Raw genomic sequence first — 12,569 nt, 5'->3', positions numbered from 1 at the left:
GGCCATGGCGAAAGCGATCAAAACCCCGCGCGCGGCCCGCGCCATCGACCATGCGGTTCTGCCGGTCGAAGACCTGGCTACCGCACGCAACCGTCTGTCGGCGCTCGGTTTTTCAGTTGCGCCCGATGGCGTTCATCCCTTCGGAACTGAGAACTGCTGCGTCTATTTTTCCGATGGCACCTTCATCGAACCGCTTGCGATCGCACAGCGCGAGACCTGCGAAGAGACGGCTCTGAAGGGCAACGTCTTCACGGCGCGGGATCAGGCCTATCGCTTCCGCTGTGGCGAGAACGGTTTCTCGGCCCTGGCATTCTTGACAGAAGACGCGAAACGGGATCACAAGGCCTTTCGCAAGACGGGTTTTTCGGCCGGCAAGAAGCTGACTTTCGCGCGGAAATTCATCGGCGCCAAAGGCAAGGCCGGCAAGGCGGCGTTCCTGCTTGCGTTCGGCGCCGACTCGCGCGCACCGGACGCGCTCTTCTTCACCTGCGAGCCGGTGACGAAACCGAAGGTGGATCGCTCCGCCTTGCAGGAGCACGAGAACGGCGTGACCGGAATTCGCGAGGTCGTCCTGTCGGAAGTCAATCCGACAGATTTCCAGTACGTGCTGCAGGAAGTCGTCAACAATCGGGACGACGAGGCGCACTCCTTCGGTTTGGAGATCGCTGCCGCAAACGGTATTCTCAACGCCATGACGCCGGAAGGCCTTGCTGCCTATTTTGGTGTCGCCGCTTCCGGCCAGGGACGCGGCTTGCGGCTTGAGGGCCTGGTATTCGCTGTGAGATCCATTTCCGGAGTTCGGCGGGCGCTGGATCATCATGGTGTGGAGCATCGCGAGATCCACAACCGCGTGATCGTCGATGCTGCGGCCGGACAAGGCTGCTTCTTCGCGTTCGAGGAAGCGTGATCGTGAAGCCCAACTCCAAAGTCATGGCGGGCAATGTCGGCTTCGCGAACAACGCGCCGATTTCGCTGATCGCCGGCCCCTGTCAGATGGAAAGCCGCCAACATGCCTTCGACATGGCCGGCGCGTTGAAGGAAATGTGCCACGCTGCGCGCATCGGGCTCGTCTACAAATCGTCCTTCGACAAGGCGAACAGAACCTCGCTTTCCGGCAAGCGCGGCCTCGGGCTGGAGAAGTCCCTGCCGGTCTTCGCCGACCTGAAGGCCGAGTTCGATCTGCCTGTCCTGACCGACGTCCATTCGGAAGCCCAGTGCGCCGAGTTGGCTGAAGTCGTCGACATCCTGCAAATTCCCGCGTTTCTCTGCCGCCAGACAGACTTGCTGCTTGCAGCAGCGGCGACCGGACGCGTGGTCAACGTGAAGAAGGGGCAGTTCCTGGCGCCGTGGGACATGAAGAACGTGCTCGCCAAGGTGGTCGGCGGCGGGAATCCGAATGTCCTGCTCACGGAGCGCGGAGCCTCCTTCGGTTACAACACGCTTGTTTCCGACATGCGGTCTTTGCCGATCATGGCCGAAACGGGAGCGCCGGTGGTGTTTGACGCGACACATTCCGTACAGCAGCCGGGCGGGCAGGGTGGATCCACGGGTGGCGAGCGCCGCTTTGTCGAGACGCTGGCGCGCGCCGCGGTCGCCGTCGGGGTTGCAGGCGTATTCGTCGAAACCCATCAGGACCCAGACAATGCACCGTCGGATGGGCCAAACATGGTGCCGCTTGCCGACATGCCGCGGCTGATCGACACGTTGATGGCTTTCGACCGGGTCGCGAAATCGCACTGAACCCGGGTAGGGTATCACTCTTCTGGCAGTTGAATCGATGTCTCTCGTCCGACGGGACTGGAGCCGAAGTCGACCGATGTGATCAGTCTGAGGGCCATGAAGGTGAAGGTCAATAGGCCGGCAAGCTGCGTCATCATGCTCTCCTTGCGGTGCCCAGCCCGCTACTATCGAGCGATACAAATCCGGCCATCCCGTGAATTTGTCGGGAAATTCTTCTTGCAGCGCGTTTGACTTTGTGAGTGGCTTGGCTATTCCAGCACCCTTGAGGGCATGACCCCTCTCGTGTTTCCAGGCAAAGGGACGTTTCGCATGAGCGCTATCGTGGACATTATCGGCCGGCAGATTTTCGACAGCCGGGGCAACCCCACCGTGGAAGTCGACGTCGTGCTCGAGGACGGCACGCTTGGTCGTGCTGCGGTGCCGTCGGGCGCGTCGACTGGCGCGCATGAAGCGGTGGAATTGCGCGACGGCGGCGATCGCTACAAGGGCAAGGGTGTCACCAAGGCCGTAGGTGCTGTGAACGGCGCGATCTTCGATGCGATCGGCGGCATGGACGCAACGCAGCAGGCCAAGATCGACGCGACGATGATCGAGCTCGATGGCACTCCCAACAAGGGCAAGCTGGGCGCAAACGCGATCCTCGGCGTCTCGCTCGCCGTGGCCAAGGCTGCCGCGATCTACTCCGGCATGCCGCTCTACCGCTATGTCGGTGGCACGAATGCCCACATCCTGCCGGTCCCGATGATGAACATCATCAATGGCGGCGCCCATGCCGACAATCCGATCGACATCCAGGAATTCATGATCATGCCGGTCGGCGCGGAGAGCATTGCTGACGCCGTGCGCATGGGAACGGAGATCTTCCACACGCTGAAATCGGCTTTGAACAAGGCGGGTCACAACACCAGCGTTGGCGACGAAGGCGGCTTTGCGCCGAACCTGCGCTCGACTGCCGAAGCCCTCGACTTCATCATGTCGGCGATTTCCTCGGCCGGTTATACGCCGGGCGACGATGTGCGCCTCGCACTCGATTGCGCCGCGTCGGAATATTACAAGGACGGCAAGTATGAACTGGCGGGTGAAGGCAAGTCGCTCAGCTCTGAGGAAAACGCCGTCTATCTGGACAATCTCGTGTCGAACTACCCGATCATCTCGATCGAGGATGGAATGCACGAGGATGACTGGGAAGGCTGGAAGGTGATGACAGACGCCATCGGCGGCAAGTGCCAGCTCGTCGGCGACGATCTCTTCGTCACCAACAGCGTACGCCTGCGCGACGGCATCAAGATGGGTGTCGCGAACTCGATCCTCGTGAAGGTCAACCAGATCGGCTCGCTGACGGAAACGCTCGATGCGGTCGAGACGGCTCACAAGGCCGGCTACACGGCCGTCATGTCGCACCGCTCTGGCGAAACCGAGGACGCGACTATCGCCGACCTCGCCGTCGCCACCAATTGCGGGCAGATCAAGACCGGCTCGCTTGCGCGCTCGGATCGGCTCGCCAAGTACAACCAGCTCATCCGCATCGAGGAAGAGCTGGGCGCGCAGGCCGTCTATGCAGGACGGTCGATCCTGCGTTCGTAACGCGCCTGCTCCTATCTCTGGATATGCGCCGTTGGCCACCTGCCGGCGGCGCATTGTCGTTCTGCGCCCCGGCACGGCATCGATCGCGTCAGCGGCGCGTTTAGGGGCGCTTAACCAAAACGGCCTACAGTTCGAAGCCTGTCTCAGGGGCTTTGTATCATGTGGACCCGTCAGCGCCGCCGCTCACCGCTTCGTCATTTCATCCTGCCCGTTCTGGCGAGCGGCGTGCTCGCCTATTTCGGGCATCACGCCTTGTCGGGCTCGCTCGGGTTGGCATCCAAGCAGCGCTACGAAACACAGATCGCCTCGCTGGAGGCGGAACTCACCTCGCTGGAACAGCGCCGGCTCGCTCTCGACAAGAAGACCTCGATGCTGCGCGACGGCTCGCTCGAACACGACATGATCGACGAGCAGGCGCGGCGAATGCTCGGCCTGTCGCGAGCGAACGAGATCGTCATTCTGCACTGATATCCGATTAACCGAATTTCAGTTAATATCGGTTTTTCAAAGCCTTTTGAAATGCTTACGGCATGTCAGCCATGCAGTTTTAGGCATTGCCAAGTCGCGCCATTACGTTACCTTATGTCGCAGAAAAAATCGAGGGAGTGAGCGCATGGCAACGCGTGCCAGGAAAGCCTCCGCCAGTTCGGCGAAGGCTAAATCCGCAACATCTTTCAAAGCCCCGCCGCCGGCCAAATTCAGCAAGGACGATGAGCTTTACGCGTATCGCGAGATGCTGCTGATTCGCCGCTTCGAGGAGAAGGCCGGCCAGCTTTACGGCATGGGCTTCATCGGTGGGTTTTGCCATCTCTACATCGGTCAGGAAGCAGTCGTCACCGGCATGCAGATGGCGATGAAGGATGGCGACCAGTTCATCACCGGGTACCGCGATCACGGCCACATGCTGGCGACCGGCATGGAGTCGCGCGGTGTGATGGCGGAGCTGACCGGCCGACGTGGAGGATACTCCAAGGGCAAGGGCGGCTCGATGCACATGTTCTCCAAGGAAAAGAACTTCTACGGGGGACACGGGATCGTCGGCGCGCAGGTGTCGCTCGGCACGGGCCTCGCCTTCGGCAACAAGTACCAGGAGAATGGCGCGGTCGCGATGACCTTCTTCGGGGACGGCGCTGCGAACCAGGGCCAGGTGTATGAGAGCTTCAACATGGCGGCTCTGTGGAAGCTTCCGGTCATCTACGTGATCGAGAACAACCGCTACGCCATGGGAACCTCCGTCAGCCGCGCCTCGGCGCAGACGGACTTCTCGCAGCGCGGCGCGTCCTTCTCCATTCCCGGTTTCCAGGTCGACGGCATGGATGTGCGTGCGGTCAAGTCGGCGTCGGAATTCGCGCTCGACCATGCCCGGACCGGCGAGGGGCCGATCATCCTTGAAATGCAGACCTATCGCTATCGCGGACACTCCATGTCCGATCCGGCGAAGTATCGGTCAAAGGACGAAGTCCAGAAAATGCGCTCCGAGCATGATCCGATCGAACAGGTCAAGGCGCGCTTGCTGGAACTCGGCCATGCCGACGAGGCGGCGCTGAAGGCGATCGACAAGGAAGTGCGCGACGTCGTCAGCGACGCGGCGGATTTCGCGCAGAACGATCCCGAGCCGGATCCGTCCGAGCTCTACACCGACATCCTGCTCTGATCGGTCAGGGCGATGCGGGGCTGGCCGGAAATCTGGACTTACATGCTCGCAGCGGGCGTCATCGCTCTCTTCGTCATGTTCTTCTGGCATGTCGCCAAGTCTTATGTCGGCTCTGCCCGACGGATCGTGGATTATCTCGACAACAGCTCGCAGCGCCGTCGTGCGGCGCTCGAGCATGAGGCCAAATTCGGCAAGGCTCCATTGTGGTTGCGCGCCCTGCGCGGCGCGCTCGTCGCTTCGGCGGTCGGTCTGATGGCAGTCGCGTTTTGGAACAAGTTCCGGCTCCAATAGGACCGGTCATAAAAACAGGTGAGGAAAACATGCCCGTAGAGATTCTGATGCCTGCGCTTTCCCCGACGATGGAGGAGGGGAATCTCGCCAAGTGGCTCAAGAAGGAAGGCGACGAAGTCGTCTCCGGCGACGTGATCGCCGAGATCGAAACCGACAAGGCGACGATGGAAGTCGAGGCCGTTGACGAGGGCGTCATCGGCAAGATTCTGATCGCCGAGGGGTCTGAAGGGGTGAAGGTCAACACGCCGATCGCCGTGCTTCTGCAAGAGGGCGAGAGCGCCGACGATATCGGCAAGGCCTCCGCTCCTGCCGCTGCCGAGAGCGCGGCGTCCGGCAGCGACGCCGTTGCCGACATGGACGCGCGCAGCGTGCCGGCCGAGGGCAAGGTGCATCCCGAGCCGAAGGCGCCGGACGTCAGCGCCGATCCGGACATTCCGGACGGGACGGAGATGGTCTCGACCACGGTGCGCGAAGCGCTGCGCGACGCAATGGCTGAAGAGATGCGCAATGACGAGGGGGTCTTCGTCATGGGCGAGGAAGTCGCCGAGTATCAGGGCGCCTACAAGGTCACGCAGGGCCTTCTGGACGAGTTCGGGCCGAAACGCGTCGTCGACACGCCGATCACGGAGCACGGCTTCGCCGGCATCGGCGTCGGCGCGGCGATGAGCGGATTACGCCCCATCGTGGAATTCATGACGTTCAACTTCGCCATGCAGGCGATCGACCAGATCATCAACTCGGCGGCCAAGACGCTCTACATGTCGGGTGGCCAGATGGGAGCGCCGATGGTGTTCCGCGGGCCGAACGGCGCTGCAGCCCGCGTCGCCGCCCAGCACAGCCAGGATTATGCTGCGTGGTACAGCCACGTTCCGGGTCTGAAAGTGGTCCAGCCGTATACTGCGGCCGACGCCAAGGGCCTCCTGAAGGCCGCCATCCGCGACCCGAACCCGGTGATCTTCCTGGAAAACGAGATCCTTTACGGCCAGAGCTTCGACGTACCGAAGCTGGATGATTTCGTCCTGCCTATCGGCAAGGCCCGGATTCACAAGTCCGGCAATGACGTGACGATCGTGTCCTTCGGTATCGGCATGACCTACGCGATCAAAGCCGCCGAAGAGCTCGCAGGTCTGGGAATCGACGCCGAGGTGATCGACCTGCGTACGATCCGCCCGATGGATCTGCCCACGGTGATCGAGAGCGTCAAGAAGACCGGGCGTCTTGTCACCGTCGAGGAAGGATACCCGCAAAGTTCCGTCGGTGATTTCATCGCCAACCGCGTGCAGCGCGAGGCGTTCGACTGGCTCGATGCGCCGGTAATCACGATCGCCGGCAAGGACGTGCCGATGCCTTATGCGGCCAATCTCGAGAAATTGGCTCTGCCGAATGTCGGCGAGGTCGTCGACGCGGTCAAAGCCGTCACCTACACGGCCTGAGGGAGACAGGACCATGCCGATCAACATCACCATGCCCGCGCTCTCCCCGACGATGGAAGAGGGCAATCTCGCCAAGTGGCTCGTCAAGGAAGGTGACACCGTTTCGTCCGGAGACGTCATCGCCGAGATCGAGACCGACAAGGCGACCATGGAAGTCGAAGCAGTCGACGAGGGAACCGTGGCCAAGATCCTGGTGCCGGAAGGCTCCGAGGGCGTAAAGGTCAACGCCGTGATCGCGATCCTCGCCGAAGAGGGCGAGGATGCAAGCGAGGCTGCTGCTTCCGGCGGTAGCGCCGCTCCGTCGCCTGCGAAGGAAGAGGCGAAACCGGAACAGAAGGCCGAAGCCGCGCCGGCTCCGGCAAAGGATGCTCCGAAATCGGCTCCGCAGAAGGCTGCGATTTCCGATGACGTGAAGGCCGGCCCTGTTCCGGTGAAGGATGGCGAGAAGGTTTTCGCCTCGCCGTTGGCCCGCCGGATCGCGAAGGCCGAAGGCGTCGACATCACGGCGGTTTCCGGTTCCGGTCCGCGTGGCCGTGTCGTCAAGCGCGATGTGGAAGCCGCTGTCGCGGGCGGAGCCAAGGCGCCGGCTGCGCCGGATCAGTCGCCTGTCACTCCGGCGCCTGCTGCTGCGATGCCGTCCGGTCCTTCGACCGATGCCGTGCTGAAGCTGTTCGACGAAGGCTCCTACGAGCTGGTCAAGCATGACGGGATGCGCAAGACGATCGCGAAGCGTCTGCAGGAATCCAAGCAGACGATCCCGCATTTCTACGTCTCGGTTGATTGCCAACTCGACGCCCTGTTGAAGCTGCGTGGTGAATTGAACTCGGCGGCGCCGCGCAAGGACGACCGTCCGGCCTACAAGCTGTCGGTCAACGACATGGTGATCAAGGCTCTGGCCCTGGCGCTGCGCGATGTGCCGGACGCCAACGTCTCCTGGACCGACGAGGCCATGGTCAAACACAAGCATGCCGATGTCGGCGTGGCCGTCTCCATCCCGGGCGGTTTGATCACGCCGATCGTCCGCCAGGCCGAAATGAAGCCCCTGTCGGTGATTTCCAACGAGATGCGCGACCTGGGCAAGCGGGCGAAGGAACGCAAGCTGCAGCCGCAGGAGTACCAGGGCGGTACCACGGCGGTCTCCAACATGGGCATGATGGGCGTGAAGGACTTCGCGGCCGTGGTGAACCCGCCGCACGCCACGATCCTCGCGGTCGGCGCTGGCGAGCAGCGCCCGGTGGTCAAGGACGGCGCACTGGCGATTGCCCAGGTGATGACCGTGACGCTTTCGACGGATCATCGCTGCGTCGACGGCGCGCTCGGAGCGGAACTGCTGGCGGCCTTCAAGGGCTACATCGAAAACCCGATGAGCATGCTGGTCTAGGGATCGGCACGCGAGCCGGAGGGCACGGATATGTCAATGGGAGACATGCGCGGCGTCACTAGGGGATCGACATGGATATGGATGGCCGTTCTTGCGGCCCTCTCCATTCTGGGCGGTCTGCTTGCGCTGCTGAACCCGTTCGTCGCGACGATGGCCACGGTCGTTCTGCTTGGCTGGATGTTCGCGGTTCTCGGTGTCGTGCAGATCGTGCATGCCTTCGCCGACCGGGCGTGGGGCGGCTTTTTCTGGGCTTTGCTCTTCGGCGCCGTGACATTGCTGCTCGGCCTGTCACTGATCTTCGATCCGCTGGCAGGGATGGTCTCTTTGACGTTTCTGCTCGGCGTGCTGCTCGTGTTGGCGGGCATCGCAAAGATGGTGTTGGGCATGGCGGTACGGCCGATCCCTGGATGGGGCGGCATAGTCTTCTCGGGCGCCATTTCGGTTCTGCTCGCAGTGATGATCTTCGCCAATTTCCCCTGGTCGGCCGCCGCCGTTCTCGGGATCCTGCTGGCAGTCGAGCTACTGTCAAACGGCGTGCTGTTCCTCTTCGTCGCCCTTGGGCTGCGGCGGATGTGAGGTTCGGAGGGCAAGATGAAGACCGTACTGGCTTTCGGTGATTCTCTGACCTGGGGTTACAACCCCGCAACGGTATCGCGTCACGAGCGCGAGAACCGCTGGCCCGTGGCCCTGGCCGAGGCGCTTGGCGGCCGGGCCGACGTCGTCGCCGAGGGTCTGAACGGCCGCACGACGGCTTTCGACGACCATCTGGCCGATTGCGACCGCAATGGCGCGCGCGTGCTGCCGACGCTGCTGGACAGCCACAAGCCGCTCGATCTCGTCATCATCATGCTCGGCACGAACGACTTGAAGCCCGCCGTGCATGGCCAGGCGATCGCCGCGAAGCAAGGCATCGAGAGGCTGGTCGGTCTCGTGCGTCATCATGCGTGGTCTTCGCAGGGCAAGCCGCCCGATGTTCTGATCGTTGCGCCACCTCCGTTCTGCGAAACCGCCCACACGGATTTTGGCGCGGTCTTCGGTCGCAGCATCGAGGAATCACACATGCTCGGATCGATGTACGCCGATCTGGCCGACGAATTGGAATGCGGATTCTTCGACGCTGCAACGGTCGCGAAAACGAGCCCGCTCGACGGAATTCATCTTGGCGCGGAGGAGACAAAAGCCTTGGGAAAGGCGCTTGCGCCAGTGGTTTCGTTGATGCTCGGGCTTTGAGTTGACAAGGATCAAGGAGGGACTGGCCTTCAGACTTAGGGTCGGATACATCACAGCCAAACTGGAGGTATCGCAATGACCCACACACCGCACGAACTGGCGGAAGAATTCCCGGAACTGGTCGCTGAAATTCACCATATGCGAGAAACGGACGGCCATTTTCACCGGATCTCGAACGAGTATCACGAGCTGAACCGGGCCATTCACCGCGCGGAAACGAACATCGAGCCATGCGACGATTTTCGCATGGAGGAGATGCGCAAGCAGCGCCTCGCGCTGAAGGATGAGATTTACGGGATGCTGGTGAAGCCGGAACCCACCGCCGAAGACCCCGCATAAGGGAGACGGCGACAGGCGGCACCACTCCCAAACAAGGACGCGGCGGCATCGACAGCCGCCGCGGCAGGACATCAGGAGTGGAACGCCCATGTCGAATGCCTACGACGTCATCATCATCGGATCGGGTCCCGGCGGCTATGTCGCAGCAATCCGGTCCGCGCAGCTCGGCCTCAAGACAGCCATCGTCGAGCGCGAACATCTCGGCGGCATTTGCCTGAACTGGGGCTGTATCCCGACAAAGGCCTTGCTGCGCTCAGCCGAAGTCATGGACTTCGCCTCCCACGCCAAGAATTACGGACTGACCATCGACGGCACCGTGAGCGCCGACGTCAAGGCCGTGGTCGACCGTTCTCGCGGCGTCTCGGCGCGCCTTAACGGCGGCGTCGGCATGCTGATGAAAAAGAACAAGATCGACGTCATCTGGGGCGAGGCCAAGCTGGCGGGCAAGGGCAAGATCACCGTCGGCAAACCGTCCAAAAAGGCGATGGAGCCGCAGCATCCGGCACCCAAAGGCGTCAAGGGCGAGGGTGATTACACCGCGAAACACATCATCGTGGCGACGGGTGCCCGCCCGCGCGCTCTTCCGGGCATCGAGCCGGACGGCAAACTGATCTGGACCTATTTCGAGGCGATGGTGCCGCAGGAAATGCCGAAGAAGCTGGTGGTCATGGGCTCCGGCGCGATCGGCATCGAATTCGCCTCGTTCTACAATTCCATGGGCGTGGATGTGACCGTCGTCGAGCTGATGCCTCAGATCATGCCTGTGGAAGATGCCGAGATTTCGGGCATCGCGCGCAAGCAGCTTCAGAAGCACGGGCTCAAGATCATCACCGAAGCCAAGGTCACGAAGGTCGACAAGAAAGCGAATTCAGTGGTCGCGCATGTCGAGACCAAGGACGGCAAGACCGAGGCCATCGAGGCCGACCGGCTGATCTCCGCGGTCGGCGTGCAGGGCAATATCGAGAATATCGGCCTTGAGGCGCTGGGCGTGAAGACCGATCGCGGCTGTGTCGTGATCGACGGCTACGGACGCACCAATGTCGAAGGCCTCTACGCGATCGGCGACGTTGCCGGCCCGCCCATGCTGGCCCACAAGGCCGAGCATGAGGGCGTCATCTGCGTGGAGAAGATCGCCGGCGTGCCGGGCGTCCATCCGATGGACCGGTCCATGATTCCCGGGTGCACTTACTGCCACCCGCAGGTCGCATCTGTCGGATTGACGGAAGCGAAGGCGAAGGATGCCGGTTACGACATCCGGGTCGGTCGCTTCCCGTTCGTGGCCAATGGCAAGGCGATCGCGCTGGGCGAAGACCAGGGTCTCATCAAGACCATCTTCGACAAGAAGACCGGACAACTCCTCGGCGCGCATATGGTCGGCGCCGAAGTGACCGAACTCATACAGGGCTTTGTCGTCGCGATGAACCTGGAGACGACGGAGGAAGAGTTGATGCACACGATCTTCCCGCATCCCACGCTTTCGGAGATGATGAAGGAAAGCGTCCTGGACGCCTATGGACGGGTGCTCAACGCCTGATGCCGCAACAGTCCTCGCACAAGGGAGATTGAGCGATGAACGGAGTTGGTTGGCTCGCAGCGATCATCATCGGCGGTTTCGCCGGATGGCTGGCCGAGAAGTTCATGAAGAGCGACATGGGCCTGATGATGAACATCGTGCTCGGCATCGTCGGCGCGGTCGTTCTCAATGCGATCCTGGGTTTTCTGGGACTGGGGACGCTCGGCGTCGGTTGGATCGCCTATCTGATCACCGGCTTCATCGGCGCGTGTCTGCTCATCTATGCGGGACGCCTGCTGCGCAAGTAGGCGGCCGGCGGCTGGAAGAAAGACACTTCGGTGTTACGTATAGCGATCAATGCCAATTGGCGCTGGCAGCAGGCCAGCGCGGAGAAATGACGTGGTAACAGTTCTCGACAAGACCGGCGATCCGAAGGCTCGGGTCCGTCATCCTGAAAAGGCCCATCGGCCGGACCAGCCGGTGCATATGCGCAAACCGGAGTGGATTCGCGTCAAGGCGCCGACATCGCGCGGCTATTCCGAGACGCAGCAGATCGTCAAATCGCACAATCTCGTGACCGTGTGCGAAGAGGCAGGTTGTCCGAACATCGGCGAGTGCTGGGACAAGAAGCACGCCACCTTCATGATCATGGGCGAGATCTGCACGCGCGCCTGCGCCTTCTGCAACGTCGCCACCGGCAAGCCCGCCGCGCTCGACCGCCAGGAGCCGGGCAATGTCGCGCATGCGGTCAAGACGATGGGTCTGACCCACGTGGTCATCACCTCCGTCGATCGCGACGATCTGGACGACGGCGGCGCGCAGCATTTCGTCGAAGTCATCCAGGCGATCCGCGAGCAGGCGCCGGGCACCACGATCGAAATTCTGACGCCGGATTTCCTGCGCAAGGAGAAGGCGCTGGAGAAGGTGGTCGCGGCCAAGCCGGACGTGTTCAATCACAATCTGGAAACCGTGCCGTCCAACTACCTCACGGTGCGGCCGGGCGCGCGCTACTTCCATTCGGTGCGGCTTTTGCAGCAGGTGAAGGAAATCGATCCGACCGTGTTCACCAAGTCCGGCATCATGGTCGGCTTGGGCGAGGAGCGGAACGAGGTTCTGCAGCTGATGGACGACCTCAGGAGCGCCGACGTCGACTTCCTGACCATCGGCCAGTATCTTCAGCCGACGAAGAAGCACCATCCGGTCATCCGCTTCGTGCCGCCGGATGAGTTCAAGTCGTTCGAAACCGTGGCTTACGCCAAGGGCTTCCTGATGGTTTCGGCGAGCCCGCTGACGCGCTCTTCGCACCATGCGGGCGACGATTTTGCGAGGCTGCGGGAGAACCGCGCGAAGAGGCTTGCGGCAGCCGGCTGAGGCCGGTCCGCCACTTGCGATGCTCGCCGGGGA

14 protein-coding genes are annotated in these 12,569 nt (G+C 62.1%); all 14 read left to right on the top strand.

Annotated elements, in window-relative coordinates:
- Nucleotides 1-4: 4 nt before the first annotated feature.
- The 14 genes from MRY80_RS12965 (at nucleotide 5) to lipA (ending at nucleotide 12,536) form a co-directional block, all read left to right on the top strand.
- Nucleotides 5-907, top strand: a complete 903-nt coding sequence (locus tag MRY80_RS12965) for a VOC family protein (RefSeq protein ID WP_293291442.1) — start codon at nucleotides 5-7, stop codon at nucleotides 905-907.
- Nucleotides 907-1,740 carry a 3-deoxy-8-phosphooctulonate synthase gene (gene kdsA, locus MRY80_RS12960; protein ID WP_293291493.1) on the top strand — a complete coding sequence of 278 codons (834 nt, stop codon included), beginning with the start codon at nucleotides 907-909 and terminating at the stop codon, nucleotides 1,738-1,740. The genes MRY80_RS12965 and kdsA overlap by 1 nt, the downstream gene beginning before the upstream one ends.
- A gap of 309 nt (nucleotides 1,741-2,049) precedes the next feature.
- A complete protein-coding gene (eno, locus tag MRY80_RS12955; RefSeq protein WP_293291441.1) occupies nucleotides 2,050-3,324 on the top strand; it encodes a phosphopyruvate hydratase in 1,275 nt (424 codons plus the stop codon).
- Nucleotides 3,325-3,483: 159 nt separating this feature from the next.
- Nucleotides 3,484-3,792 carry a septum formation initiator family protein gene (locus tag MRY80_RS12950; protein ID WP_293291440.1) on the top strand — a complete coding sequence of 103 codons (309 nt, stop codon included), beginning with the start codon at nucleotides 3,484-3,486 and terminating at the stop codon, nucleotides 3,790-3,792.
- Between the two features lie 145 nt (nucleotides 3,793-3,937).
- Entirely contained in the window at nucleotides 3,938-4,978 is a 1,041-nt protein-coding gene (gene pdhA / locus MRY80_RS12945; protein ID WP_293291439.1) for a pyruvate dehydrogenase (acetyl-transferring) E1 component subunit alpha, read from the top strand.
- Nucleotides 4,979-5,020: 42 nt separating this feature from the next.
- A complete protein-coding gene (locus tag MRY80_RS12940) occupies nucleotides 5,021-5,269 on the top strand; it encodes a hypothetical protein (protein ID WP_293291438.1) in 249 nt (82 codons plus the stop codon).
- Nucleotides 5,270-5,298: 29 nt separating this feature from the next.
- Nucleotides 5,299-6,702: a pyruvate dehydrogenase complex E1 component subunit beta gene (locus tag MRY80_RS12935; RefSeq protein ID WP_293291437.1), complete on the top strand. Its 1,404-nt coding sequence runs from the start codon at nucleotides 5,299-5,301 to the stop codon at nucleotides 6,700-6,702.
- Between the two features lie 13 nt (nucleotides 6,703-6,715).
- The gene (locus MRY80_RS12930) at nucleotides 6,716-8,083 is read left to right on the top strand and encodes a pyruvate dehydrogenase complex dihydrolipoamide acetyltransferase (protein WP_293291436.1); all 1,368 of its coding nucleotides are present in this window, start codon (nucleotides 6,716-6,718) and stop codon (nucleotides 8,081-8,083) included.
- A 36-nt stretch (nucleotides 8,084-8,119) separates the two neighbouring features.
- Nucleotides 8,120-8,659, top strand: coding sequence for a DUF308 domain-containing protein (locus tag MRY80_RS12925; protein ID WP_293291435.1), 540 nt, complete (start codon nucleotides 8,120-8,122; stop codon nucleotides 8,657-8,659).
- A gap of 15 nt (nucleotides 8,660-8,674) precedes the next feature.
- Nucleotides 8,675-9,313 (top strand): SGNH/GDSL hydrolase family protein, encoded by a 639-nt coding sequence (locus MRY80_RS12920; protein ID WP_293291434.1) that lies wholly within the window; start codon nucleotides 8,675-8,677, stop codon nucleotides 9,311-9,313.
- 75 nt (nucleotides 9,314-9,388) lie between these two features.
- Nucleotides 9,389-9,652: a YdcH family protein gene (locus tag MRY80_RS12915; protein ID WP_293291433.1), complete on the top strand. Its 264-nt coding sequence runs from the start codon at nucleotides 9,389-9,391 to the stop codon at nucleotides 9,650-9,652.
- An 88-nt stretch (nucleotides 9,653-9,740) separates the two neighbouring features.
- Nucleotides 9,741-11,186, top strand: a complete 1,446-nt coding sequence (gene lpdA / locus MRY80_RS12910) for a dihydrolipoyl dehydrogenase (RefSeq protein WP_293291432.1) — start codon at nucleotides 9,741-9,743, stop codon at nucleotides 11,184-11,186.
- A 35-nt stretch (nucleotides 11,187-11,221) separates the two neighbouring features.
- Entirely contained in the window at nucleotides 11,222-11,473 is a 252-nt protein-coding gene (locus MRY80_RS12905) for a GlsB/YeaQ/YmgE family stress response membrane protein (RefSeq protein WP_293291431.1), read from the top strand.
- A 91-nt stretch (nucleotides 11,474-11,564) separates the two neighbouring features.
- Nucleotides 11,565-12,536 (top strand): lipoyl synthase, encoded by a 972-nt coding sequence (gene lipA / locus MRY80_RS12900; protein WP_293291430.1) that lies wholly within the window; start codon nucleotides 11,565-11,567, stop codon nucleotides 12,534-12,536.
- Nucleotides 12,537-12,569 lie beyond the last annotated feature (33 nt).

Source organism: Oricola sp., assembly GCF_022763245.1.
GTDB lineage: Bacteria > Pseudomonadota > Alphaproteobacteria > Rhizobiales > Rhizobiaceae > Oricola.
Note: the sequence above shows the minus strand (reverse complement) of the source record. Positions and strands in the feature narration are given on the sequence as shown.

Coding starts and splice junctions, on each gene's coding strand:
- MRY80_RS12965 (WP_293291442.1), top strand. CDS start 5: ATGGCGAAAGCGATCAAAACCCCGCGCGCGGCCCGCGCCATCGACCAT.
- eno (WP_293291441.1), top strand. CDS start 2,050: ATGAGCGCTATCGTGGACATTATCGGCCGGCAGATTTTCGACAGCCGG.
- MRY80_RS12950 (WP_293291440.1), top strand. CDS start 3,484: ATGTGGACCCGTCAGCGCCGCCGCTCACCGCTTCGTCATTTCATCCTG.
- pdhA (WP_293291439.1), top strand. CDS start 3,938: ATGGCAACGCGTGCCAGGAAAGCCTCCGCCAGTTCGGCGAAGGCTAAA.
- MRY80_RS12940 (WP_293291438.1), top strand. CDS start 5,021: ATGCTCGCAGCGGGCGTCATCGCTCTCTTCGTCATGTTCTTCTGGCAT.
- MRY80_RS12935 (WP_293291437.1), top strand. CDS start 5,299: ATGCCCGTAGAGATTCTGATGCCTGCGCTTTCCCCGACGATGGAGGAG.
- MRY80_RS12930 (WP_293291436.1), top strand. CDS start 6,716: ATGCCGATCAACATCACCATGCCCGCGCTCTCCCCGACGATGGAAGAG.
- MRY80_RS12925 (WP_293291435.1), top strand. CDS start 8,120: ATGGGAGACATGCGCGGCGTCACTAGGGGATCGACATGGATATGGATG.
- MRY80_RS12920 (WP_293291434.1), top strand. CDS start 8,675: ATGAAGACCGTACTGGCTTTCGGTGATTCTCTGACCTGGGGTTACAAC.
- MRY80_RS12915 (WP_293291433.1), top strand. CDS start 9,389: ATGACCCACACACCGCACGAACTGGCGGAAGAATTCCCGGAACTGGTC.
- lpdA (WP_293291432.1), top strand. CDS start 9,741: ATGTCGAATGCCTACGACGTCATCATCATCGGATCGGGTCCCGGCGGC.
- MRY80_RS12905 (WP_293291431.1), top strand. CDS start 11,222: ATGAACGGAGTTGGTTGGCTCGCAGCGATCATCATCGGCGGTTTCGCC.